At 68.0% G+C, this 23,909-nt stretch carries 26 protein-coding genes; 7 read left to right on the forward strand and 19 right to left on the reverse strand.

The window, feature by feature from the left end:
• Nucleotides 1–11: 11 nt before the first annotated feature.
• The 4 genes from FA740_RS00580 to rsfS form a co-directional block, all read right to left on the reverse strand.
• On the reverse strand, nt 12–1,181 hold the full coding sequence (locus tag FA740_RS00580) for a murein hydrolase activator EnvC family protein (RefSeq protein WP_246053358.1): 1,170 nt from the start codon (nt 1,179–1,181) through the stop codon (nt 12–14).
• On the reverse strand, nt 1,178–2,692 hold the full coding sequence (gene gpmI, locus FA740_RS00585) for a 2,3-bisphosphoglycerate-independent phosphoglycerate mutase (RefSeq protein ID WP_136854836.1): 1,515 nt from the start codon (nt 2,690–2,692) through the stop codon (nt 1,178–1,180). The genes FA740_RS00580 and gpmI overlap by 4 nt, the downstream gene beginning before the upstream one ends.
• 118 nt (nt 2,693–2,810) lie before the next feature.
• Nucleotides 2,811–3,278: a 23S rRNA (pseudouridine(1915)-N(3))-methyltransferase RlmH gene (rlmH, locus tag FA740_RS00590; protein WP_136854837.1), complete on the reverse strand. Its 468-nt coding sequence runs from the start codon at nt 3,276–3,278 to the stop codon at nt 2,811–2,813.
• Between the two features lie 9 nt (nt 3,279–3,287).
• Complete coding sequence (rsfS, locus tag FA740_RS00595; RefSeq protein ID WP_246053360.1) at nt 3,288–3,653, reverse strand: ribosome silencing factor; 366 nt, start codon at nt 3,651–3,653, stop codon at nt 3,288–3,290.
• Nucleotides 3,654–4,008: 355 nt separating this feature from the next.
• On the opposite strand from rsfS, the gene leuC reads away from it, so the two are divergent.
• Nucleotides 4,009–5,427, forward strand: coding sequence for a 3-isopropylmalate dehydratase large subunit (leuC, locus tag FA740_RS00600; protein ID WP_136854839.1), 1,419 nt, complete (start codon nt 4,009–4,011; stop codon nt 5,425–5,427).
• A gap of 26 nt (nt 5,428–5,453) precedes the next feature.
• Here the strand turns inward: leuC and FA740_RS00605 are convergent, their stop codons facing one another.
• Nucleotides 5,454–5,951 carry a hypothetical protein gene (locus FA740_RS00605; protein WP_246053362.1) on the reverse strand — a complete coding sequence of 166 codons (498 nt, stop codon included), beginning with the start codon at nt 5,949–5,951 and terminating at the stop codon, nt 5,454–5,456.
• A gap of 167 nt (nt 5,952–6,118) precedes the next feature.
• Here FA740_RS00605 and leuD point away from each other — a divergent pair, with 167 nt between their 5' ends.
• Nucleotides 6,119–6,724: a 3-isopropylmalate dehydratase small subunit gene (gene leuD / locus FA740_RS00610; RefSeq protein ID WP_136854841.1), complete on the forward strand. Its 606-nt coding sequence runs from the start codon at nt 6,119–6,121 to the stop codon at nt 6,722–6,724.
• Nucleotides 6,715–7,725 carry an endonuclease/exonuclease/phosphatase family protein gene (locus tag FA740_RS00615; RefSeq protein ID WP_136854842.1) on the forward strand — a complete coding sequence of 337 codons (1,011 nt, stop codon included), beginning with the start codon at nt 6,715–6,717 and terminating at the stop codon, nt 7,723–7,725. Before leuD ends, FA740_RS00615 begins: the two co-directional genes overlap by 10 nt.
• Here the strand turns inward: FA740_RS00615 and FA740_RS00620 are convergent.
• The 13 genes from FA740_RS00620 to FA740_RS00680 form a co-directional block, all read right to left on the reverse strand.
• Nucleotides 7,711–8,940 carry an adenosylmethionine--8-amino-7-oxononanoate transaminase gene (locus tag FA740_RS00620; RefSeq protein WP_136854843.1) on the reverse strand — a complete coding sequence of 410 codons (1,230 nt, stop codon included), beginning with the start codon at nt 8,938–8,940 and terminating at the stop codon, nt 7,711–7,713. The genes FA740_RS00615 and FA740_RS00620 overlap by 15 nt on opposite strands.
• Complete coding sequence (gene bioD, locus FA740_RS00625) at nt 8,937–9,644, reverse strand: ATP-dependent dethiobiotin synthetase BioD (RefSeq protein WP_136854844.1); 708 nt, start codon at nt 9,642–9,644, stop codon at nt 8,937–8,939. Before bioD ends, FA740_RS00620 begins: the two co-directional genes overlap by 4 nt.
• Nucleotides 9,629–10,783, reverse strand: coding sequence for an 8-amino-7-oxononanoate synthase (locus FA740_RS00630; RefSeq protein WP_136854845.1), 1,155 nt, complete (start codon nt 10,781–10,783; stop codon nt 9,629–9,631). Before FA740_RS00630 ends, bioD begins: the two co-directional genes overlap by 16 nt.
• Before the next feature lie 39 nt (nt 10,784–10,822).
• Nucleotides 10,823–11,866 carry a biotin synthase BioB gene (gene bioB, locus FA740_RS00635; protein WP_136854846.1) on the reverse strand — a complete coding sequence of 348 codons (1,044 nt, stop codon included), beginning with the start codon at nt 11,864–11,866 and terminating at the stop codon, nt 10,823–10,825.
• Between the two features lie 66 nt (nt 11,867–11,932).
• Entirely contained in the window at nt 11,933–12,304 is a 372-nt protein-coding gene (locus FA740_RS00640; RefSeq protein WP_136854847.1) for a hypothetical protein, read from the reverse strand.
• Complete coding sequence (gene flhB / locus FA740_RS00645) at nt 12,298–13,359, reverse strand: flagellar type III secretion system protein FlhB (RefSeq protein ID WP_136854848.1); 1,062 nt, start codon at nt 13,357–13,359, stop codon at nt 12,298–12,300. The genes FA740_RS00640 and flhB overlap by 7 nt, the downstream gene beginning before the upstream one ends.
• 9 nt (nt 13,360–13,368) lie before the next feature.
• Nucleotides 13,369–14,124: a flagellar biosynthetic protein FliR gene (locus tag FA740_RS00650; protein WP_246053363.1), complete on the reverse strand. Its 756-nt coding sequence runs from the start codon at nt 14,122–14,124 to the stop codon at nt 13,369–13,371.
• Nucleotides 14,124–16,223, reverse strand: a complete 2,100-nt coding sequence (locus FA740_RS00655) for a flagellar biosynthesis protein FlhA (RefSeq protein ID WP_136854850.1) — start codon at nt 16,221–16,223, stop codon at nt 14,124–14,126. Before FA740_RS00655 ends, FA740_RS00650 begins: the two co-directional genes overlap by 1 nt.
• Entirely contained in the window at nt 16,220–16,507 is a 288-nt protein-coding gene (locus FA740_RS00660) for a hypothetical protein (protein ID WP_136854851.1), read from the reverse strand. Before FA740_RS00660 ends, FA740_RS00655 begins: the two co-directional genes overlap by 4 nt.
• On the reverse strand, nt 16,507–17,373 hold the full coding sequence (motA, locus tag FA740_RS00665; RefSeq protein ID WP_136854852.1) for a flagellar motor stator protein MotA: 867 nt from the start codon (nt 17,371–17,373) through the stop codon (nt 16,507–16,509). The genes FA740_RS00660 and motA overlap by 1 nt, the downstream gene beginning before the upstream one ends.
• A 12-nt stretch (nt 17,374–17,385) precedes the next feature.
• Nucleotides 17,386–17,928 (reverse strand): MotE family protein, encoded by a 543-nt coding sequence (locus tag FA740_RS00670; RefSeq protein WP_136854853.1) that lies wholly within the window; start codon nt 17,926–17,928, stop codon nt 17,386–17,388.
• Nucleotides 17,921–18,271: a hypothetical protein gene (locus FA740_RS00675; RefSeq protein WP_136854854.1), complete on the reverse strand. Its 351-nt coding sequence runs from the start codon at nt 18,269–18,271 to the stop codon at nt 17,921–17,923. The genes FA740_RS00670 and FA740_RS00675 overlap by 8 nt, the downstream gene beginning before the upstream one ends.
• The gene (locus FA740_RS00680) at nt 18,268–18,744 is read right to left on the reverse strand and encodes a flagellar basal body-associated FliL family protein (RefSeq protein ID WP_136854855.1); all 477 of its coding nucleotides are present in this window, start codon (nt 18,742–18,744) and stop codon (nt 18,268–18,270) included. The genes FA740_RS00675 and FA740_RS00680 overlap by 4 nt, the downstream gene beginning before the upstream one ends.
• Nucleotides 18,745–18,862: 118 nt before the next feature.
• Here FA740_RS00680 and fliF point away from each other — a divergent pair, with 118 nt between their 5' ends.
• The 4 genes from fliF to fliP are packed head-to-tail and all read left to right on the forward strand — an operon-like array spanning nt 18,863 to nt 21,967.
• Nucleotides 18,863–20,443, forward strand: a complete 1,581-nt coding sequence (gene fliF / locus FA740_RS00685; RefSeq protein ID WP_246053365.1) for a flagellar basal-body MS-ring/collar protein FliF — start codon at nt 18,863–18,865, stop codon at nt 20,441–20,443.
• 8 nt (nt 20,444–20,451) lie between these two features.
• Nucleotides 20,452–21,015 (forward strand): hypothetical protein, encoded by a 564-nt coding sequence (locus tag FA740_RS00690; protein ID WP_136854857.1) that lies wholly within the window; start codon nt 20,452–20,454, stop codon nt 21,013–21,015.
• On the forward strand, nt 21,003–21,260 hold the full coding sequence (locus FA740_RS00695) for a FliM/FliN family flagellar motor C-terminal domain-containing protein (RefSeq protein WP_136854858.1): 258 nt from the start codon (nt 21,003–21,005) through the stop codon (nt 21,258–21,260). The genes FA740_RS00690 and FA740_RS00695 overlap by 13 nt, the downstream gene beginning before the upstream one ends.
• Nucleotides 21,261–21,310: 50 nt before the next feature.
• On the forward strand, nt 21,311–21,967 hold the full coding sequence (gene fliP, locus FA740_RS00700; protein ID WP_136854913.1) for a flagellar type III secretion system pore protein FliP: 657 nt from the start codon (nt 21,311–21,313) through the stop codon (nt 21,965–21,967).
• A 15-nt stretch (nt 21,968–21,982) separates the two neighbouring features.
• Here the strand turns inward: fliP and dxs are convergent, their stop codons facing one another.
• On the reverse strand, nt 21,983–23,908 hold the full coding sequence (dxs, locus tag FA740_RS00705) for a 1-deoxy-D-xylulose-5-phosphate synthase (RefSeq protein ID WP_136854859.1): 1,926 nt from the start codon (nt 23,906–23,908) through the stop codon (nt 21,983–21,985).
• Nucleotide 23,909: the final 1 nt, after the last annotated feature.

Consider the following 23,909-nt stretch of genomic DNA (forward strand, 5'->3'; position numbering starts at 1 on the left):
TCTTTCCTGCCTCAGTCCTGTTGCGGGTCGACGACGGGATTCAGCACGAACCAGTCGGCGGGGTCCAGCGTTTCATTGCCGCGGCGCAATTCCAGATACAGCGATTCGCTGCGCCCGGCCTCGGCCCCGCGGGCGGCATCCAGGACGAACTGCGCGCCGAATTCCTGCGCGGGGGCCTCTGCGCCCCCCATCAGGCCCACCGGATCGCCCGCCTTCAGCACGTCGCCCACCTCTCCGAAGACCTGGCTGAGGCCTGCGAAAATCATAAGATAACCGCGCGCGGGCTCGGTGATCATCACATTGCCGTAATCCAGGAAGGGCCCGCGATAGCGGATCGTCGCAGGCCAGGGCGTCTGGACCAGGGCGGCGGGCGCGGTGGCGATCACCCATCCAGGCCGGCTGACCCCGGCGGCGTCGGGTTCGGCATAGGGGCGCAGCACGGTGCCCACCACCGGCAGCGGCAGGCTGCCCTGCGCGCCCTCGAAATCGTCCATGGGCGCGCCCACGTCCTTTTCCATCCGCGCGATGCCGGTGGCAAAGGCCTCCAGGCTGTCGGCCGCGTCGCGCAGCGCCTGCAGCTCGGCCGGGTCCTCGTCATAGCGCAGCGGCATCGAGCTGCGGTCGGTGACCGCGCTGGCCAGCAGGCGCCGCGCCTCCTGCACGCTGTCCAGCCCACTGCCCAGCATGCCGGCGGCATTGGCCTGCAGCTGGCGCACGGTGGCGATCTCGTCCAGATCCTCCTGCAGGGCCTCGGCTTGGGCGCGCAGGCCCGGCGTGACGCCCGACAGGATCATGCCGGACCGCGCATTGGCCAGCCCCCCCGCCGGATGCAGCAGCATGGTCGATTCGGGGCTTTGCTGCAGGGCGGTCATCGCGCCCAGCACGCGCGACAGCTGGCCGCGCTGCGCCTCGAACCGGGTGCGCAGCTCGGCCTCGCGGGCGGTGGCCTGGCGCAGACCGTCGCGCAGCGCCGACAGGCCCAGCTCATAGCCGCGGATCACCTCGGTCAGGGCGGTGACCTGATCGTCGGCCGCCACCGCATCGGCCAGCTGGCCGATGGCCGCGCGCAGCAGGGCGGCGGCGGCCTCGGCCTCGGCAACGGCCTGGTTGGCGGGGCTGGGCTGCGACCAGGCGGGCGCCGCCAGCGCGGCACACAGCATCAGGGCAAGGCGCATTTTCATCGTGCGATCAGGCTTTCCCCGGTCATCTCGGCGGGCTGCGGCAGCCCCATCAGGTCCAGCACGGTCGGCGCCAGATCGGCCAGCCGCCCGTCGCGCAAGGCGGTGACGCCGGGGGCGCCATAGACGATCACCGGCACCGGGTTCAGCGTATGGGCGGTATGCGGCCCGCCGGTCACCGGGTCGATCATCTGTTCGCAATTGCCGTGATCGGCGCAGATCACCGCCGCCCCGCCCACGGCATCCAGCGCCTCCAGCATGCGGCCCAGGCCGCGGTCCACCGCCTCGCAGGCGCGGGCGGCGGCGGCGATGTCGCCGGTATGGCCCACCATGTCGGGATTGGCATAGTTCACGACGATCAGGTCATACCCCTCGCCGATGACCCGGACCAGCGTGTCGGTCACCTCGGCCGAGGCCATCTCGGGGGCCAGGTCATAGGTCGCGACCTTGGGGCTTTGAGGCATGTGGCGGTCCTCGCCCGGTTCGGGGGTCTCCTTGCCACCGTTCAGGAAGAAGGTCACATGCGGATATTTCTCGGTCTCGGCCAGGCGGAACTGGCGCAGGCCGTGGGCCGCGACCCAGGCCCCCAGGGTGTTCTCGACCTGGCGCTTGGGATAGGCCGCCTGCATGAAGCGGTCATGCCGCGTCGAATAATCGACCATGCCCAACATCGCCGCCCAATCGGGGCGCGCGCCGGCGTCAAAGCCGTTGAACTCCGGATCGCCCAGGGCCGACAGGATCTCGCGCGCGCGGTCGGCGCGGAAATTGAGGCAGAACACCCCGTCCCCGTCCCGCGCGCCCGCATAGCCGTCGATGACGAAGGGGCTGACGAATTCGTCCATCTCGCCCCGCGCATGGGCGGTGGCGATGGCCTGGGCCACGTCCGGCGCGGCCTCTCCCTGAGCTGCGACGATGGCGGCAAAGGCACGCTGGACCCGCTCCCACCGGGTGTCGCGATCCATCGCGTAATAGCGCCCGATCAGCGTGCCGATGCGCGCGCCCTCGGGCAGGCCGGCCTGCAGCGTCCCGAGGAAGGCGGGTGCCGAATCGGGGGCCACGTCGCGGCCGTCGGTGATCGCGTGGATCACCACCGGCACGCCCGCGCCCGCCACGGCCCGCGCGGCGGCCAGCACATGCACCAGATGCCCATGCACGCCGCCATCCGAGATGACCCCTAGCAGATGCGCCGTCCCGCCCGTGGCCTTCAGCCGGTCGATGAAGGCCAAGAGCGCCGGGTTCCGGCCAAAGCTGCCCTCCTCGATCGCCAGGTCGATCGCGCCCAGATCCATGGCGACCACGCGGCCCGCGCCGATATTGGTGTGGCCGACCTCGGAATTGCCCATCTGGCCGCGCGGCAGGCCGACATCGGGGCCGTGCGTGACCAGCGTGGCATGCGGATGCTGGCGCATCAGCCGGTCGAAATGCGGGGTGGCGGCGCGGTCGGGCGCGCTTTGGTCCGGGCGGTCGGACAGGCCCCAGCCGTCAAGGATGCACAGGATCACGGGTTTGGTCATCGGAGCCTCGCGGTTTTGACCCTGTCTATCGCCGCCGGGCGCGCGCGGCAACCACGCGACCGGGGGCCAGCCCCCGGACCCCCGGGATATTTGCGTGAAGAAGAAGGGGCGGCCCGGATCAGGCGCGGTGGTAGGGGGAGCCCGCGAGGATCGTGGCGGCGCGATAGAGCTGTTCGGCCAGCATGACGCGGACCAGCAGATGCGGCCAGACCATCCGGCCCAGGCTGATCTGCCAATCGGCGCGCGTCCGCAGGTCGGGGTCCAGCCCGTCCGCGCCGCCGATCACGAAGCACACATCACGCGCCTGGTCCCGCCAGCCCGCAAGCCGCGCCGCGAATTCGGGCGAGGTCGGCTGATCGCCGCGTTCGTCCATCATCACCACCGCCGCGCCGGGCGGGATGGCGCGAGACAGCAGGGCGGCCTCGGCGGCCATGGTGCCGGCGCGGCGGTCCTCGACCTCATGGACCGACACGGCCGGCAGCCCCAGGCTGCGGCCGGTCTTGGCGAAACGGTCAAGGTAGTCTGCGACCAGCGCCGCCTCGGGGCCGGTCTTCAGCCGCCCCACGGCGGCGATGTCGATGCGCATCGGCGCGGATCAGACCAGCGGCTGATAGGTCGACGGCTCGGCCGGTTCGCGGCTGCGGGCCAGCGCATCGGCGGGCAGCCACATCTTTTCCAGCTGATAGAAATCGCGGACCTCCGGGCGGAAGACATGCACGATCACGTCATCGGTGTCGATCAGCACCCAATCGCCGGCATCCTTGCCCTCGATCCGGGGGCTGCGGCCGGTGACCTGCTTCACGCGCTCGGCCAGCTTTTCCGCGATGGCGCCCACCTGGCGCGAGCTGCGCCCCGAGGCGATGACCATGTGGTCGGCAATGGCCGTGCGGCCGCGCAGGTCGATGGTGATGACCTCCTCGGCCTTGTCGTCATCAAGGGAATTCAGCACCAAAGCCAGCATGTCATCGCTGCTGTGCTGGCTGGAATGCTGGGTCGAAGTCGGCCGACCGGCCGACGGGGCGTCTTGTGACAGGGTGTAGTCCTCCGGTCCGCGCGCCGATGACCCCCGGCGCAGGGGTTCCCCCAACATAGCATCTTTTCGGCCCGTCTCAATCTCTCGCGGCATTTTCCTTAAGGCGGACGCGCTTGCCAGCGGGCGGATGCTGGCCTAATCTGGCCGAATGATGCGTTATTTCGACATTCATGACCGCGCGCGCCTGCCGGGCCGCTTCTACGGCGAGATGCTGGGCGTGACCGCGCAGGGCTGACGGCTGTCCGTCCCTGCCCCCCTGCATCACAGCCGAAAGACCTCAGCCATGACCTCTGCACGCACGCTTTACGACAAGATCTGGAACGCCCATGTGGTGGATCGTCAGGACGACGGCACCTGCCTTCTGTATATCGACCGCCATCTGGTCCATGAGGTGACCAGCCCGCAGGCCTTCGAGGGGCTGCGCATGACCGGCCGCACGGTCCGCGCCCCCGAACGCACCATCGCCGTGCCCGATCACAACGTGCCCACCACGCTGGACCGCCAGCAGGGCATCGACAACGAGGAATCGCGCATCCAGGTCGATGCGCTGGACCGCAACGCCCGCGAATTCGGGGTGCATTACTATCCGGTGACCGACATCCGCCAGGGCATCGTGCATATCGTCGGCCCCGAGCAGGGCTGGACCCTGCCCGGCATGACCGTCGTCTGCGGCGACAGCCACACGGCGACCCACGGCGCCTTCGGCGCGCTGGCCCACGGCATCGGCACCAGTGAGGTCGAACATGTCCTGGCCACCCAGACCCTGATCCAGGGCAAGTCCAAGAACATGAAGGTCGAGATCACCGGCCGCCTGGCCCCCGGCGTAACCGCCAAGGACATCGTGTTGCGCATCATCGCCGAGACCGGCACCGCGGGCGGCACCGGCCATGTCATCGAATATTGCGGCGAGGCGATCCGCAACCTGTCGATGGAAGGCCGCATGACCATCTGCAACATGGCGATCGAGGGCGGCGCCCGCGCCGGTCTGATCGCCCCGGACGAGGTCACGTTCAATTACGTCAAGGGCCGCCCCCATGCGCCCAAAGGTGCGCAGTGGGAGGCCGCCGTCGCCTGGTGGAGGACGCTGTTTTCCGACCCCGACGCGCATTTCGACAAGGTCCTGACAATCCGCGCCGAGGACATCGCCCCCACCGTCACCTGGGGCACATCCCCCGAGGACGCCCTGCCCATCACGGCATCCGTCCCCGCGCCAGAGAGCTTTACCGGCGGCAAGGTCGATGCCGCGCGCCGGTCGCTGGACTACATGGGCCTGACCGCCGGCACGCCGCTGACCGAGATCACCATCGACGCCGTCTTCATCGGATCGTGCACCAATGGCCGGATCGAGGATCTGCGCGCCGCCGCCGACGTGCTGCGCGGCCGCAAACTGGCGCCTGGCGTGCGCGGCATGGTCGTGCCCGGATCGGGCCTGGTGCGCGCCATGGCCGAGGAGGAGGGGCTGGACGTCATCTTCACCAATGCCGGTTTCGAATGGCGTCTGGCGGGGTGTTCGATGTGCCTCGGCATGAACCCCGACCAGCTGAAGCCGGGCGAGCGTTGCGCCGCGACCTCGAACCGCAACTTCGAGGGGCGTCAGGGCTACAAGGGCCGCACCCATCTGATGAGCCCCGCGATGGCGGCGGCGGCGGGCGTCACCGGCCGCCTGACGGACATCCGCGAATTCGCGGCTCAGCCGGCATGAAGCAGATGGCCCATGCCGGAGGGGGCTCAGGGCCTGTTGGCGCCCGGGCCCGATCCGCGGTAACGGCGCAGCAGCAGGACCGCGTTCAGGGCGATAAGCAGCAGACCGGCATTCTCGAACAGGAAATTGTTCGAGACGCCAAGGCTCTGCGCCCCGATCAGATAGTCGAAACGATGGATGCTGACCGCCCGGACCATGACGAAGGCCAGCACGATGCCCAGTCCCAGCAGCGCCAGCAGGTCGCGGCCCAGGCTGTTCCGCAGCATCAGCATCGTGGCGACCAGCCCCAACACCACGGTGGCCAAAAGCGTCGCGATGAAACCCGCCTGGATGGCTCTGCGCTCGGCATACCAGCCTTGCGCGGTGGCCAGGCATTTTCCCGCGGCGGTCAGCGCGCTTTGCAGATCCAACTGCTTGTTGACGGCCAGAAAGGCCAGCACGACGACCAGAACGGCCCAGAAGACCCGACCGGCGCGCCCGGCCAGCCTGCGCCAGACCGCAATCGACAGGATGGCCGTGAGCACATAAGCCAATACGGTCAACCAGCCCGTCACATCCGGATCACCGATTTGGGGCGACCAGCGGCCGGCCACGCATTCTTGCAGTTCCATCAGCCTCAAAACATCACTCCGCGCAAAGGTCAGGTCGCATCCTAGACCGCCCGGCGCCAGACCTGAAGGCATCGACACCTATGGACAAGTTCACAACTCTGACCGGCATCGCAGCCCCCATGCCCTTGGTCAATATCGACACCGACATGATCATCCCCAAGCAGTTCCTGAAGACCATCAAACGGTCCGGCCTGGGCGTGAACCTGTTCGACGAGATGCGCTATGACCGCGACGGAAACGAGATCCCCGATTTCGTCCTGAACCGGCCCGCCTATCGCGACGCCCAGATCCTGATCGCGGGCGACAATTTCGGCTGCGGCAGCTCGCGCGAACACGCGCCCTGGGCGCTGCTGGATTTCGGCATCCGCTGCGTGATCTCGACCAGCTTTGCCGACATCTTCTTCAACAACTGCTTCAAGAACGGCATCCTGCCCGTGGTCCTGCCCCAGGACGCGGTCGACGCGCTGATGCGCGACGCCGAAAAGGGCGCCAATGCCCGCATCACCGTCGATCTGGACAGCCAGACCGTCACCGGCGCGGACGGCACGGCCTATGCCTTCGACATGGACCCGTTCCGCAAGCACTGCCTGATGAACGGGTTGGACGATATCGGCCTGACGATGGAAAAGGCCCCCGCCATCGACACGTTCGAACAGCACATGGCCCAGGCCCGCCCTTGGATCTGAGGGCACTTGCCCTGATCGCCCTCGCCACACCGGCGGGGGCCGACACCCTGCGCCTGGCCACCTGGGATTCCGGCCTGTCGCGAAACGGGCCGGGGCTTTTGCTGCACGACATCGCGCGGGACGATCCGCAAGTGCTGGCCGCGGCCCGCGTCATCGCCCATGCGGCGCCTGACGCGATCCTGCTGACCGGCTTTGACTGGGACCTGGATCACCGCGCCCTGACCGCCTTCGCCGACCTGCTGGAGGCGCAAGGCCACCCCATGCCCCACCACCACGCCAGCCAGCCCAATCGCGGCTTGCAGACCGGCCTGGACCTGGACGGAGACGGCCGTCCGGGCCGCCCCCGCGACGCGCAGGGCTATGGCGATTTCACCGGGCAGAAGGGCCTGGCGCTGTTGTCGCGCCTGCCCATCGCGGGGGTGACCGACCACACGGCGACGCTCTGGCGCGACCTGCCCGGCAACCGCATGCCCGAAAGCCCCCATGCCGACATCCAGCGCCTGTCCAGCAGCGCCCATTGGGACGTCGCCCTGACCACGCCCGACGGCCCCCTGCACCTGCTGGCCTTCGCCGCGACGCCCCCCGCCTTTGAGCCCCGCAACGCCGCCCGCAACCGTGACGAGGCGACCTTCTGGCTGCAGAACCTGCCCGACGCCCCCTTCGCGATCATCGGGAACCTGAACATCGACCCCCAGGACGGCGACGGCGACCCCGCCACGCTGCAGGCGCTGCTGACCGTCACCCAGGACCCGCAGCCGCGCGGCGCGTTCCAGCCGCCCCAGACCGGCCCCAATGCGAACCAAAACGGAGACCCGGCGCTGGACACCGCCGAATACGACCGCGCGCCGGGGAACCTGCGGCTGGACTATATCCTGCCCGCGACCGCGCTGCGCGTCACCGATGCGGGCGTGCTGTGGCCCGCGACCGACGATCCGTTGGCGGACTCCGTGGCGCTGGCGTCGCATCGCAAGCTGGTCTGGGTCGATCTAGACCTCGAATGAGGTGACCGCCCCCCAGGCCGCGTCCAGATCCTCGGCCCCCACGCAATAGGGCGGCAGGACATAGACGGTGTTCCCCAAAGGCCGCAGCAGCACGCCCTGATCCAGGCAATGCGCCCGCATCCGCGGCCCGACCTCTGACAGATAGCCGCCCTCGGGCACGACCAGATCCGCCGCCGCAATCGTCCCACATTGCCGGATATTGGTGAAGCGCCCGTCCAGCCGCGCCAGCCGGTCCGCCTGCATCGCGGCCAGCGCATCCAGCCGCGCCTGCATGGGGCTGGCCTGCCACAGCCGCACCTGCGCCAGCGCCGCCGCGCAGGCGATCGGGTTCGCGGTATAGCTGCTGGAGTGATAGAACGTTCGCCGCCGGTCCGTCGACCGGTGCGCCTCAAAGATCCGCCCGCTGGCCAGCGTCGCCGCCAGAGGCACCACCCCCCCGGTCAACCCCTTGGAGGTGCACAGGATATCCGGCGCGACGCCTGCATGATCGCAGGCCCACAGCCGACCCGTCCGCCCCCAACCGGTCATCACCTCATCCGCGATCATCAGCACGTCATGCCGGTCGCAGATCGCCCGCAGCCCGGCCAGAACCTCGGGCGGATACATCCGCATCCCCCCCGCGCCCAGCACCAGCGGCTCCAGGATGATCGCCGCCATGCGGCCTGACGCGGCCAGCGCCTCGAACGCCGCCAGCGTCGCCGCCCCGCCCCCCTCGGGAAAGGGCAGCCGGTCCACCCCGAACATCAGCGGGTCATAGGCGGCGTTGAACACGCCGCGCTCGCCCACGCTCATCGTGCCGATGGTGTCGCCGTGATAGCTGTCCTCGATCACCGCGATCCGGTGGCGGCCGTCGCCCTCGTGGCGCCAATAGCCCAGGGCCATCTTCAGCGCGACCTCGACCGCCGTGGACCCGCTGTCGCTGAAGAACACATGGTCCAGCCCCTTGGGCGTCATCGTGACCAGCGCCTCGGCCAGTTCCTCGGCGGGCGCATGGGTCAGGCCCGCAAAGATCACCTGGTCCAGCCGCCCGGCGGTCTCGCGGATCGCCTCGACGATCTCGGGCTGGTTGTGGCCATGCGTGACCACCCACCAACTGCTGATCCCGTCCAGAAGCGGCCCGCGATCCGTCTGGACATACGCCCCCGCGCTGGAGATCGCGCGCGGCGGCGCAGGCTCGGTCCCGTGCTGAAAGAAGGGATGCCACACTGCACTCATGTGAAATCCTCCACCCGGAACGCGGCCTGCATGGCGGCGGCCAGACTGTCCCGGTCCAGCCGCTCCAGCATCGGCAGCCGCCCCAGCACCCTGACCCCACCGATCTGCCCGATGGTCGCCATGTTGTCGTCATTGGCGGGACCGACAAAGGCCACCCCATGCACCGGCACGCCCCGCGCGCGCAGGCTCTCCAACGCGGTCAGGCTGTGACTGATCGTGCCCAGCCCGGTGGCGCAGACCACGATCACCGGCACCTGCCAGCGCGCAAAGACATCCGCGAACAGCACCTGCCGCGTGACCGGCACCAGCGCCCCGCCCGCCCCCTCGATCACCAGATCGCGGGCCTCGGGAATCGCCCAGGACGCCGGGTCCAGCGTGACGCCCTGCAGCTCGGCCGCCCGATGCGGCGATAGAGGGTCGCGCAGCAGAACCGCCTCGGGATGGGTGCGCGCGACCGACAGCCGCTCGACCTCGGCGCGGTCGGTGCCGGGCTGCGCAACAGTACCGTGCGTTGTCGGTGTACGCCCTGTGCACGGGCTGTGCCCCCCCGGTGCATCGGTGGTGAGGGCCTCATTCGCGACATTCCCCGCCAGCCCGGACTGCACCGGCTTCCAATAGTCGGCCCCGATCAGCCCGCACAGCCCGGCCGCAAAGACCGTCTTGCCGACATCGGTTCCGGTGCTTGTGATCACAAATCGGGCCATAGCTCCTCCAGCGTCTCGGCCAGGCGGATCACCTCCGCCCGCGTGGCATTCAGCGTCAGCGACACCCGCAGCCGCGCCGTCCCCTCGGGCACCGTCGGCGGCCTGATCCCGCGCACATCGAACCCCCGCGCCTGCACCGCGGCGGCCAGATCCATCGTCCCGGCATTCGGCCCGACGATCAGCGGGACGATCTGACTGCCGCTCAGCGAAACCTGCGGCAGCCGCCGCCTCATCTCGGCCCCGAAGGCCGCGACATGCCCCGCCAGAACCGCCTGCCGCCACGGCTCATCGCGCAGAATCGCCAGCGATTCCAATCCCACAGCCGCCATCAGCGGCGAAGGCGCCGTGGCAAAGATGAACGGCCGGCACCGATTGATCAGGAAATCCACCAGCACCCGCGCCCCGCAAATCAGCGCCCCCGACCCGCCCAGGGCCTTGCCCAAGGTATGCAGAGTCACGACATTCTCGCGCCCCTCCAGATGATGCGTCAGACCCCGCCCCTGCGGCCCATAGACCCCCGTCGCATGCGCCTCGTCCACCAACAGGAACCCATGTGCATCCGCCAGCACCATCAGATCCTCCAGCGGCGCGCGGTCCCCGTCCATGCTGTACAGGCTCTCGACCGCGATCCACACGGCGCCGCGCCCACCCCGCGCCCGCCATCCTGTGATCACGTCCTCGGCGTGCCCCACATCGCCATGCCGAAATGTCGCGACCTCCGCCCGCCCGGCCCGTGCCCCCTCATGCGTGCTGGCATGCGCCAGCGCATCCATCAGCAGCAGGTCCCCCCGCTGCGGCAGCGTTGTGATCACAGCGAAATTCGCTACATAACCGCCGCCGAACCCCAGACAGGCTTCGGCCCCAAAAAAGCGCGCGGCCTCGGCCTCGAACCGCGCCTGCATCTCAGTCTCGCCGCGCAACAGCCGCGACCCCGCCGCCCCCACGGGAACCCCGTGCTCCAGCGCCCGTCGCATCGCCGACACCATCCGCGGCGCCTGCGCCAAGCCAATGTAGTCATTCGACGAAAAATCAATCCCGCGACGCCCCGACAGCGACCGCAACCGCGCGTCCCCCTCCAGAACCGCCAGATCCCGCCGATACACCGCCAGCCGATCCAAGCCGTGCCCCTTCTTCTTCATGCAAATATCCTGGGGGTCCGGGGGTGAAACCCCCGGCCGTCAGCGCAGGATCGGAATCGCCGGATCATCCGCCAGCAACGCGGCACGACGGGCCTCGTCCGGGGCGTGCTCATGCGCGACCATCGGCTGCAGGCCCAGCTTGGCGAACAGACGCATGTCGCTCTCCTCTTCGGGGTTGTCCTTGGTCAGCAGCGTGTCGCCCACAAAGATCGAATTGGCCCCGGCGAAAAAGCACATCGCCTGCATCTCGTCCGACATGGCGGTGCGTCCTGCGGACAGGCGGACATGGCTCTGCGGCATCATGATCCGCGCGGTAGCGATCATGCGGACGAATTCGATCGGATCGACCGGCGCGGCATTTTCCAGCGGCGTGCCCTCGACCGGGATCAGCATGTTGATCGGCACGCTGTCGGGCGGCGAGGGCAGGTTCGCCAGCGTCACCAGCATGTCCACGCGGTCCTGCCGCCCCTCGCCCAGCCCCAGGATGCCCCCGGAACAGACCTTGATCCCGGCCTGGCGCACCGCCTCCAGCGTGTCGATGCGCTCGGCAAAGGTCCGGGTCGTGATCACATTGGAATAATGCGCTTCGGACGTGTCGATGTTGTGGTTGTAGTAATCCAGCCCCGCCTCCGCCAGCTGCGCGGACTGGTCAGCATCCAGCATGCCAAGCGTCATGCAGGTCTCCATCCCCAAGGCCTTCACCCCCTCGATCATGGCGACGATCTGCGGCATGTCGCGCGCCTTGGGACTGCGCCAGGCGGCCCCCATACAATAGCGCGTGGCCCCCGCGTCGCGGGCGCGGCGGGCCTCGGCCAGGACGCGCTGAACCTCCATCAGCTTGGATGCGGACAGGCCGGAATCATGGCGCGCGGACTGGCTGCAATAGCTGCAATCCTCGGGGCAGCCGCCGGTCTTGATCGACAGCAGGCGGCTCAGCTGCACGCGGTTGGGGTCGAAATGCTGGCGATGCACGGTCTGGGCCTGAAACAGCAGGTCCATCAACGGCTGATCGAACAGCGCGCGTGCCGCCTCGGCGGTCCAGATCTGGCGGTGGCCGTCGATGTTCGGATCGCTGTGCAGCATGGCTTCCCCCTTGGCTTGAGGGTTGCCTAGCATCCCGGCTGCGGGCTGTCCAATCCCGCGCGACGGTCAGAACCGGTCCTTGCGACGGCGCGCGTCCTCCTGCTGACCCAGCCCCAGCAGAGCCTCGGCGCGTCCGAACTCGCGCGCGGCCTTCTGGCGGGCAATCTCGAACCGGGGGGTCATGCGCTGCAATTCGTCACCGGCATGGCGCAGCTCCCGCGCGGCGCGGCCGGCCTGGGCGTTGGCGACCCGCGCCTCGGGCAGCGACAGCGGCGCCGTGCTGTCATAGCTCTGCGCCAGCGCCGCCTGCAGCGAATCGACTCGCTGGCGCGCCACCGTCATATGCGCGTTGAAGGCCGCAAAGGTCTTGAGCTGGCGTTCGGCCTTCAACCGCGCGATCTGTTCCAGCTGCTGCAACTGCTTGATCCGGTCTACCATCCTGCCTTGGCCTTCTGTCGCATCTTTTCGGCAAAGCGGATGGCGGCGGCCACCGCGGCGAAATGGGTTCGGTCGATTTCCTCACCAATCTTGACCTGGGCATGGATCGCGCGGGCACAGGGCGGATCGGACCAGATCGGCACGCCCGCCTCGGTCGCCTTGGCGCGGATGCGGGCGGCGACCTCGTCGGTGCCCTTGGCCACGCAGACCGGCGCCCGCCCCGACCCCCGCGACCATTGCAGCGCGACGGCGTAATGCGTGGGGTTCACGATGATCACATCCGCCTTGGGGACATCGGTCAGCATCTGCTTCATCGCGATATCGACCGCCCGCTGGCGCCGCGCCGCCTTGAGATGCGGATCGCCCTCGGAATCCTTGAACTCGTCCTGCATCTCCTTGCGGCTCATGCGGTTCTTGCGGCGGTGGCTGAACCATTTCCACAGCATGTCGGGCACCGTGAACAGGACCGACACCGCAAGGCCAAGCATCAGCACCTGCCCCAGAATCACGACCAGCGCGGTGATCCACTGCCCGTCCGCCATGGCCGAGGCCGCGATCCGGTCCAGCAGAGAGACATAGAGAAACCACCCCCCCAGACAGACCAGCGTCGCCTTGCCCACGGAAAAGGCGAAGGTGACCAGGCCATCCGACCCGAATTTCTGCCCGGCATTCTTGACCGGGTTGATGCGCTTGAAATCGAAGGCCAGCTTCTGTGGGGAAAAGATCAGGCTGCGCGTGGCGATCAGGCCCACCAGAATCGCCACGACCAAAATCGCCGCCAGCCCGACCGTCATGAACCCGGCAAATGCGCCCATGGCGCGGGCCACTGGGGCGATCCCCTCCGGACTCCACCCCTCGGAGCCCAGGGCGCGGGTGGCCATGGCCATCCAGTGGCGCGCCGCATAGCCCGACAGCACCACGAAGGCCAGGAAGGCCGCCAGATACATCATCGTCACGTTCAGCTCGGTCGAGCGGGGAATATCCCCCTTTTCCCGCGCCCGCTGAAGCTTTTGGTCGGTGGCCTCGAATTGCTTGTCGGTGCTGTCCTCGCTCATCTGCCTGACCTACGGAATCGCGGGCAGCATGAAGGACAGGACGGCATTCGCCCAGATCCCGACCAGCAGCGGCGCCAGGATCGCCAGCCCCATCAGCGCCAGAAGGATCGAGGCGGGCGCCCCGATGAAGATGACCGGCAGCGCCGGCATCACCCGGTTGATGACCCCGGACAGCGCCTGATACAGAAACCCGCCAAGCGTGAAGGGCGCCGCCAGCATCATCGCCAGCCAGAAGCTGTCGGCCACGATGCGCACGACGGCCATCGCCAACCCCTCGACCTGAGGCAGTGCCGCGGGCGGCCACAGGCGCAGGCTGTCGGCCATCAGCTCGACCAGCATGATCGGCAGGCCCATCGCCATCAGGATTGCCAGTCCCGCAAGATGCAGCATGTTGCCGATCGGATGGGGCGACATCTCGTTCTGGATGCCCATGATCTGCGACAGGGACGCTGTCGCGGCGATCGCGGTGGTCGCGATGTCGATGGCCAGGGTCAGCAGACGCAGCATGATCCCGGTGGTGAAACCCAGCACCATCTCGACCGCCACCTGACCGGCCATGGCCAGGCTGTCCGTCGGCATGTCCGGGCCGGGCGCGACCCCCGCCAGCAGCGGCGTCAGCGCCAGCGCCAGTGAGACCTTGACCCGCGCCGAGATCACCCGCTCACCCAGTCCGGGCAGGGCCAGGACGCAGGCCTGGATGCGGATATAGACCAGCACCAGCGCCCAGTCGGCACCCGGATAGATGGCCTGAAGCTGGTCCCACATCATGCGGCCTCGACGGTGCCCAGCAGGCGCAGCTCAGCCGCGGGGTCGATCTCCTCCAGGCCCAGGACGGGAACGGCCATGCCGTTTGCGCCCAGAACCGCCCGCACCATGCGCCGGCGGTGATCGGGGGCGACCAGCACCGTCCGGGCCACCGGTTCGGCCAGCGCAAGCGCGCTGCGGACGGCATCGATCAGTTTCTTGGACAGGGCGGGCGTCATGGCGCCGCCGCCTGCGCGACCGGTCTCCGCGTCGGCGCGCACGAACTCTGCCTCCCATGCGGGGTGCAGCTGCAGGGCGGCGATGCGACCGGCCTCGTCGGAATATTGCTGGGTGATCTGGCCGCGCAGGCGCTTGCGCACCAGTTCATAGATCATCTCGGGCTGCTCGATGCTGCGGAACTCGCAGATCGCATCGACGATCAGCGGCAGGTTGCGGATCGAGATCCGCTCCTCCAACAGGGCGCGCAGGATCGCCAGCAGCGTCTCTGGCGTGACCTTGTCGGGCATCATCGCGTCGAAATATTTGCGATAGCGTTCGGCGCGGCCGGTATCCGACAGCGTCTTCAGCTCCTCGATCTGGCGCTGCATGGCGCCCAGGGTCAGCAGCGAGGGCAGGTTGGCCTTGACCACCTCCATCAGGTGGGTGGACAGGACTTCCATCGGGGTGACGACGGTGGCCCCCATGGTGGCCGCATCCTCCTGATCGGCGGGCAGAATCCACCGTGCCGGGCTGGAATAGACCGGTTCGCGGACCGCGATGCCGCGCAGCTCGGCCAGCATCCCCTCGGGCCCCAGGGCAAGGATCTCGGAGGGGCGCAGGGTTCCGCGACCGCGGATCACGCCGTGGATGCGGATCTGATAGTCGCCCGGCGGCAGATCGTCGGTATCGGTGATGCGCACATCGGGCAGGATCAGGCCAAAGCTGCGCGCGATATGGATGCGCAGGTTGCTGATGCGGCTGCCCAGACCGCGCGCCTGATCCAGCGCCGTGACGATCAGATCCGACCCGATCTCGACGCTGATGTCATCGGTGTCCAGAACATCGCCGATGCGCGCGGCGGGCTTGGTTCCGGCCTCGGCTGCGGGCAGATCGGGCAGAGCCTCCTCGGCGCGGCGCTGTCGTCGGGCGATGCTCCAGGACAACAGGGCCATGGACCCGGCGATTGCAAAGAACAGCATCCGGGGCATCCCCGGTACCAGCGAGATCATGACCATGGCCGCGGCAACCATCGCGGCGGGCTGCCAGCTGCGGGTGAATTCGCTGGACATCAGGCTGGCGGTGGTCTCGGTCGCGCCGCCCCGCGACAGCAGCAGCGCGGCCGCCATCGACGTGATCAGCGAGGGGATCTGGCTGACCAGCCCGTCGCCGATGGTCAGGTGCGAATAGGTCGACACGGCCTCGCTCATCGGCATGCCGTGGACGGTGATGCCTACCGCCAGACCGATGCACAGGTTGATCAGCGTGATCACGATGCCCGCGACCGCGTCGCCCTTGACGAACTTGGAGGCGCCGTCCAGCGAGCCGAAAAAGCTTATCTCGCGTTGTTCCTGGATGCGGCGGCGCTTGGCCTCCTGATGGTCGATGGCGCCCGCGTTCAGATCGCCGTCGATGGCCAGCTGCTTGCCCGGCAGCGAATCCAGGGCAAAGCGTGCGGCGACCTCGGCCATCCGGCCCGAGCCCTTGGTGATGACCATGAAGTTCACGACCGAGATCACCGCAAAGATGGTGATGCCGACCAGGATCGACCCCCCCGCGACGAAATCGGCAAAGCCGTTGATGACCTTGCCCGCCGCCTCCTTGCCGCTCTGGCCTTCGGTCAGGATCAGCCGGGTGGAGGACACGTTCAGCGACAGGCGGATCACCAGGCTGATCAGCAGCAGGACGGGAAAGGCCTGAAAATCGGTCGGTTTCTCGACCAGAGAGGCCATGACCAGCACCAGCACCGCCGACGCGATCGAGATGGCGATGCCGAAATCCAGCACCCCCGCGGGCAGAGGAATCACCAGAGAGATGACCACAAGCACAAGACCGCCCGTGACAAGCAGGGGCGCATCCAGATATTTGTTGGACTTGCCCGACAGGCCGGCGATGGGTGTCATTCGCGGATCTCCGTTCTGGTGGCCGCGGGGCGCAGAAGGTCGTCAAGCGACCAGGGTCGTTCAGTCAGCAGGCCAAGGCGGCGCAGATAGGCGATGGCGTGCAGCCGGTCGGCACTGTCCATCTGCATCAGCATCACACGGTAATCGCGGGGCAGACCCTGCCCCGACAGCAGCCAGTCCGAGGCCGTCTGCCTGAACCTGTCCAGATCAGAGCCCGCCGCGTCCTGGGCCGCGACTGGCCCCGCCATCACCGCCATCGCGATCACAAGGCCAAGCCGGGTCATCAGGCGGCCTTCTTCAGCTCGCGCAGCGCGCCTTCCAGCGTGTCAAAGCTGGGGCGCACATGTTCCGGCACCGTCTGGCGGCCCACCTCGACGCAAAGCGTCGTCGCGTGCTGATGCAACCCGGCGACCAGGACCGATTTCACCACTTCGTAAAAGCCCAGGTCCTGCTTGACCACCGCGCCCAGCCTGTTGGCCAGCGGCGCGACGAAGCCATAGGACAGGAACACGCCCAGAAAGGTCCCGACCAGCGCGCCGCCGATCATCTTGCCCAGGATGACCGGCGGCTGATCGATTGAGCTCATGGTCTTGATGATCCCCAGCACGGCGGCGACGATGCCCAGGGCCGGCAGCGCGTCGGCCATGGTCTGGAGCGCGTGGGGGACGTGCATCTCCTCCTCGCGCATCACGGCGATGCGGCGCGAGAGCATGTCCTCGACCTGATAGGGATCGTCATAGTTCAGACTGGCCGAGCGCAGCGTATCCGAGATCAGCGAGACCACGTTGTGATCGGCCGCCAGCCGGGGATAGGCCGTGAAGATCGGCGATTCCGACGGGTTCTCGATATGCTGTTCCAGCGCGACGGGGTTCTCGCGCGCGATCTTCAGCAGCTGGAACATCAGGCACAGGACGTCCTGGTGATCCTGGGCCGTCCATTTCGGGCCCTTGAAGGCGCGGACCAGCCCGCCCACCGTGGCCTTGAGGACATGGGTGTCATTGCCCAGCAGATAGGCACCGACAGCGGCGCCCATGATCATCATCATCTCGAACGGCAGGGCGTGCAGGATGACACCCATCTTGCCCCCGGCCAGAAGATAGCCGCCGAAGACCATGACCAGCGTAAGAATAATTCCGACGAATCCGAACATTGCGTTGGGTCCTTATGGGTTGCGGACACTGCGCGCGCCCATCTGGGCGGTCAGCAATGCGGCCTGGCGGGGTTCGACTGCGGCGATGATCTTGGCGCCGGTCTCGGGTTTGACGCGCATCAGGATCTCGGCCGCGAAATCGGCGGGAAGGTTGGTCAGGATGGCGGCGGCCTCGGCCGGCTTCATCTGGTCGTAAAGCGCGATCAGGCGTTCGATGTCGGTGCGCACGGCCTCGGTCGACCCGTTCTGGCGGGCGGTGATGCTGCCCTGACGGGCGCGCAGCTCGGCCAGGCGTTCGCGCAGCGTGCTTTCGGCCTGCTCCAGCGCCACCTTGCGGGCGTCGATCGATTCCATGTAGCGCTCGATCCGCAGGGCGCGGTCGCGCAGCTCCTCTGCCAGGGCGACGGCCTCGGGGACGTCGCCGCACCCGTCCAGCAGATCGGCGGGCGCCGCCACGGCGGCAAAGATGCGCGACAGGTCCTGGCCCTGCCACAGCATCGCCCCCGCCGGCAGGGCGAAAAGCAGCGTCAGCGCGGGCAACAGGTGCTTAGCCATGATTGACCTCGCGCTTGCGCAGACGGCGCGACACGCCGGAGGGTTGCGGGGCCTCGGCGGCGGCGGCCCCGATCCGCTGGCGCAGATCCCAGATGGCGCGCTCGCGGCGGGCGGTCTCGATCTCGTCGGCCAGACGTTCGCTGGCAGCCGTCGCCTCGTCGCGGGCGGCGCGGATGGCGCGCTCCAGGCGGTCGACCTCGGCGGCCATCACGGCAATCGCGCCGCCCAGACCGCTTTCGAGGTTGTTCATCTTGCGCAGGCGGCGCGCCAGGGTCAGGCAGAAGACGCCCAGCCCGACGCAGGCCACCAGCAGCAGGATCTGCATCAGTTGTTCCAGGGTCATTTGAATCGAAACTCCGTGATCAGAAGGTCCTTGACCGGCTCCTCGCCCAGGACGAAGCGGGTGCGCGTGACCAGTTCGGCGCGGATCACCTCAAGGACGCCGCGCTTGTCATAGGCCGCCGGATCGACGCCCGAGAGGAAGGTCGTGAAGGCATCCGACACCCGCGGCATCAGGTGAGTCACCTCGCCCTTGTGCGCGGTGTCGGTCTCGATCGTGGCGGACAGGACCAGAGAGCGGGATCGTCCTCCGGGAATCACGATCTCGATCGTGGGGATGTCGATGAACTCGACGCTCATATGCTCGGTCGAGACGGGGGCCTTCTCGCCACCGGCGAACAGCCCCGAGGGCGACCAGAACCCAAGATAGCTGGACGCGAAACCGCCCCCGCCCAGCACAAGCGTCGCCACCAGTGGCACCAGCAGGCCCTTCTTGCGGGATGCCTTTTCGGGGGCTGCTGCAACTATGTCGGTCATCGTGATTCTCCGTCCTGACCAGACCGAAATATCAGCTTGCGACTAACCAAATCTTAACATCGCCCATGTCATTTCAGGGTTAGACGACCATGACGCGATGATTCGAAGGGGAACGGTTTTGCAAAAACTGCAGGACTACTGGAACGAGCGAAGCTCTCAACAGCGGATGATCCTGGGGGCGGCTTTCCTTGGGACCTTCCTGGTGATCGCGGGGTTCGGCTGGCTGGCCAGCCGGCCCAGCATGGCCCTGATCTATGGCGGACTGGACAGCGCGCAGGCCGGCGAGGTCATCGCCGGGATTGAGCGCGCGGGCATTCCCTACGAGGTGCGGGGCGACGCCATCTGGGTCGCCTCCGATCAGCGCGACCGGCTGCGGATGGACCTGGCGGCGCAGGGGCTGCCTGCCGCCACCAGCACCGGCTATGAACTGCTGGACGGGATGTCGGGCTTCGGCACGACATCGCAGATGTTCGACGCCGCCTATTGGCGCGCCAAGGAGGGCGAGCTGGCCCGCACCATCCTGGCGCTGCCCAATGTCCAGACCGCCCGCGTCCACCTGGCGATCGAGACGGGGCGCGGCTATCGGCGCGATCAGAACGGCACCGCCTCGGTGACGTTGACCACGAATGGCGGGGTGATCACCCGGGATCAGGCGGCGGCGCTGAAATACCTGGTCTCCTCCGGCGTGCCCGGCATGCAGCCGGAGCGGGTCACCGTCATCGACACGCAGCGCGGCATCATCGCGGCAACCGAGGATCAGACCGGCGCCGATCGCGCCGCAGAGATGAAGCGCAACGTCGAACGCATCCTGGAGCCGCATGTCGGCGTGGGCAACGCCATCGTCGAGCTGAACCTGGACCTGCTGACCGAAACAGAGCTGTTTACCGAACAGCGGTTCGACCCCGAGCAGAGGGCGCTGATTTCGACCGTCACCGAGGAGACCACCGATCAGAGCAACTCGACCGGGACGGGTGCGGTGACTGCCGCCTCGAACCTGCCCGACGCGCAGGAGCAGCCCGGCGACACCAGCCAGAGCAACCGCGCCGAGAACCGCAGCCAGTCCAACTACGAGGTCAGCCGCGTGACCCGCGAGGTCCAGCGCCAGCCGGGCGCCACCCGCCGCCTGACCGTGGCCGTGCTGGTCAACGGCGTGCCGCAGGCAGGCGCCGACGGCACCACCACCCTGGCCCCCCGGTCCGAAGCCGAATTGCAGACGCTGCGCGAGCTGGTCGCCTCGGCCGTGGGCTTTGACGAGGCGCGGGGCGACCAGCTGACGGTCAAATCCCTGCCCTTCGCCCTGCTGGGTGAGAACGGGACGCTGGCGACCCCCGGCTTCATGGACAGGCTGGCGCTGAACGATCTGGCGCGGATCGCCCTGATCGGGCTGTTCGCGATCGCCGTGATCCTGATGGTGCTGCGCCCGATGATGCGCAACCGTGCCGCCGCCCCCGCGGTCCCGGCCCTGGATACCAGCCTGCCGCCGATGCCGCCGATGATGTCGGGCCTGAACGGCTTTATCGACGACGAACCGTCTCCCGACAGCCCGCGCATCGTCCCGATCGAGTTCCCGGGCCTGGAGCAGCTGTCGCTGCCGCCCGCAGACCCCGTGGAGCGCCTGAAGGCCATGATGAAGGAGCGGCATGAGGAAAGCGTCAAGATCCTGTCCGGCTGGATCGACAACAAGGAGAAGGTGAATTGAGCCTAGCCATGTTCAAACTGGAATCTTTCTCTAATGCGGTGGCCGCCCGCCCGGTCGAGGCGACCTTCACCCAGGCGGATCTTGACCAGGCCCATGCGGACGGGAGGGCGCAGGCCCGCGCCGAACTGGAGGATCAGCAGCTGGGCCAGCTGCAATCCAGCCTGGAGGAGATCGCCGCCAGCCTGGCGGCGGACGAGGCCCGGCGCAAGCAGTTGCGGCAGGAGGCGGTGGATGCCCTCTCACCGATCCTGCATCAGATCCTGGACCTGATGGCGCCCCCGCTAACCTCGCGCCGCCTTGAGGAGGCGCTGCGCTCCGAGCTGACCCATCTGGCCCAACGCGCCAGCCCCGTGGGGGTCCAGATCGCATGCAGCGCGCGTCTGCGCGATATGGTTGCGCGCTGCCTGGCCGAGGCGGGCCTGCAGGGGATCGACCTGTCCGACCGCGCCGAGGACATCATCACCGTGACGCTGCAAGGCGGCCGGATCGACTTCACACCCGACAGCATCGCCGGCGACATCCGCGCGCTGATCGCGGAAATCACCCAGGAGGACAGCACATGGACGCATTGAAGCATCTGATCGACACCGACACCATCCAGGTCGAGGTGACCATCCGCCTTGGCCGGACGCGCCAGACCGTGGCCCAGCTGTCGTCGCTGCGCCCCGACGACGTGCTGATGCTGGACCAGTCGATCGAGGACGGGGTCGAGATCTGCGTCGGCGACAAGGTCATCGCCCGCGGCGAGCTGACCGGCGACGGCACCGCCGAGGACCGGCTGTGCGTCCGCGTCCTGGGGGCGACAGAGGCATCGTGACGCGCATCCTGACATCGGCCCTGGTCCTGACCCTGCTGCCATCTGCGGTGATGGCGCAGGGTCTGGGCGACGCGCTTGGCGCGGGCCTGGGCGAAAACGCGGTCATGCTGGTGCTGCTGCTGACGGCGCTGTCCCTGGCGCCGGGTATCGCGATCATGGTCACCGCTTTTCCGTTCATCGTGACGGTACTGTCCATCCTGCGCCAGTCCATCGGCCTGCAGCAATCGCCGCCCAACATGCTGATCGTCAGCTTGGCGATCTTTCTGACCTGGTTCATCATGGACCCGGTCCTGCGCGAGGCATGGACGGTCGCAGGCCTGCCCCTGCAGCAAGGTCAGATCGGCATCGCCGAGGCGTTCCAGCGCGGCATCGTACCCTTCCAGGGTTTCATGGAGGCGCGCACCGACCCCGACACCCTGGCCAACCTGTCCGACATCGCCCCCGGCACCGGCCCCGAAAACCGGTTGTCGGTCCAGATCCCGTCCTTCATGCTATCCGAGATTCAGCGCGCCTTCGAGATCGGGTTCCTGATCGCCCTGCCTTTCCTGATCATCGACCTGGTGGTGGCGGCGGTGCTGATGTCGATGGGCATGATGATGCTGCCCCCGGTGGTGGTGTCGCTGCCGTTCAAGCTGGCGTTTTTCGTCGTGGTCGACGGATGGGGCATGATCGCCGGCGCGCTGGTGCGTAACTATACCGGGGGGTGACCTCCGACCGCGCCCTCAGGCCCGGTCGGAGCGGCGCGCGGCCAGATCGTCGATGCCCATGACGGACAGGACCTTTTCCTCGATATGCTGAGCGTTCAGGGCCGAGCTGTCATACATCGCCCGCGGCGCGTCATGGTCCACGAAGGCGTCCGGCAGCACCATGGACCGGAACCGCAGCCCGGTGTCAAAGGCGCCCTCCTCGGCCAGCAGATGGGCGACATGGCTGCCGAACCCGCCGACCGCGCCCTCCTCGATGGTGATCAGCGCATCGTGGTCGCGCGCCAGCGCCAGGATCAGGTCGCGGTCCAGCGGCTTGGCAAAGCGGGCATCGGCGACCGTGGGCGTGATGCCACGCGCCATCAGCGCCTCGCGGGCGGTCATGACCTCGGACAGGCGGGTGCCGAAGGACAGGATCGCGACGCCCTTGCCCTCGGCGATCATGCGGCCCTTGCCGATGGGCAGGACCTGGCCACGCTCGGGCATCTCGACCCCGGTGCCCTCGCCGCGCGGAAAGCGGAAGGCGATGGGGCCGCTGTCATGGGCCGCGGCGGTGGCGACCATATGGACCAGCTCGGCCTCGTCAGCGGCGGCCATGACCACGAAGCCGGGGAGGTTCGCCAGAAAGCCGATGTCATAGGCGCCCGAATGGGTCGGCCCGTCCTGGCCCACCAGCCCGGCGCGGTCGATGGCAAAGCGCACGGGCAACCCCTGCACCGCCACATCATGGACGATCTGGTCGTAGCCGCGCTGAAGGAAGGTCGAATAGATCGCGACGAACGGCTTCATGCCCCCCGCCGCCAGACCGGCCGCAAAGGTCACGGCATGCTGTTCGGCGATGCCCACGTCGAAGCAGCGGCGCGGGAACCGCTGCGCGAACTGCTTCAGGCCGGTCCCATCCGGCATGGCGGCCGTAACCCCCAGAATGCGGTCGTCGCGCCCGGCCTGATCGATCAGCGCCTGCGCGAACACCGCCGTATAGCTGGGCGCGTTGGACTTCGCCTTGGCCTGCACGCCGGTGATGACGTCGAACTTGCCCGTGGCATGGCCCTTGTCGGCGGCGGTTTCGGCGGGGGCATAGCCCTTGCCCTTTTTTGTCACCACATGGATCAGCACCGGCCCGTCGGCCCGCGCCCGCACCGTGCGCAGCAAGGGCAGCAGCTGTTCCATGTCATGGCCGTCGACCGGACCGATATAGGAAAACCCCAGCTCCTCGAACAGGGTGCCTCCGACGGTCATGCCCTTGAGCATCTCCTTGGCCCGGCGCGCGCCCTCCTGCAGGGCGTCGGGCAGCATGCCGACCGCGCCCTTTGCGACCGCCTTCAGCTCCTGAAAGGGACCGCCCGCATAAAGCCGCGTCAGATACGAGGACATCGCGCCGACCGGGGGCGCGATCGACATCTCGTTGTCGTTCAGGATCACGAACAGGCGCTTGCCCTCGTGGCCCGCATTGTTCAGCGCCTCATAGGCCATGCCCGCGCTCATGGCGCCGTCGCCGATGACCGCGATCGCGTCGCCCGGATCGCCGCCCAGCTCTCGCGCCATCGCGAACCCCAGGGCCGCGCTGATCGAGGTCGAGGAATGTCCCGCCCCGAACGGGTCATAGGGGCTCTCGGCGCGCTTGGTAAAGCCCGCCAGACCGCCGCCCATGCGCAGGGTGCGGATGCGGTCGCGCCGCCCGGTCAGGATCTTGTGCGGATAGCACTGATGGCCCACGTCCCAGATCAGCTTGTCGCGCGGCGTGTCGAACACCGCATGCAGCGCCACGGTCAGCTCGACCACACCCAGGCCCGCGCCCAGATGGCCGCCGGTCACGCTGACGGCGCTGATCGTCTCGGCCCGCACATCATCGGCCAGCTGGCGCAGCTCGGCATCGGTGAGGGATTTCAGGTCGGACGGCAGGGTCACGCGGTCCAGTATCGGCGTCTTGGGTCGATCGGTCATG

The organism is Paracoccus hibiscisoli (assembly GCF_005048265.1).
GTDB classification, from domain to species: Bacteria; Pseudomonadota; Alphaproteobacteria; order Rhodobacterales; family Rhodobacteraceae; genus Paracoccus; species Paracoccus hibiscisoli.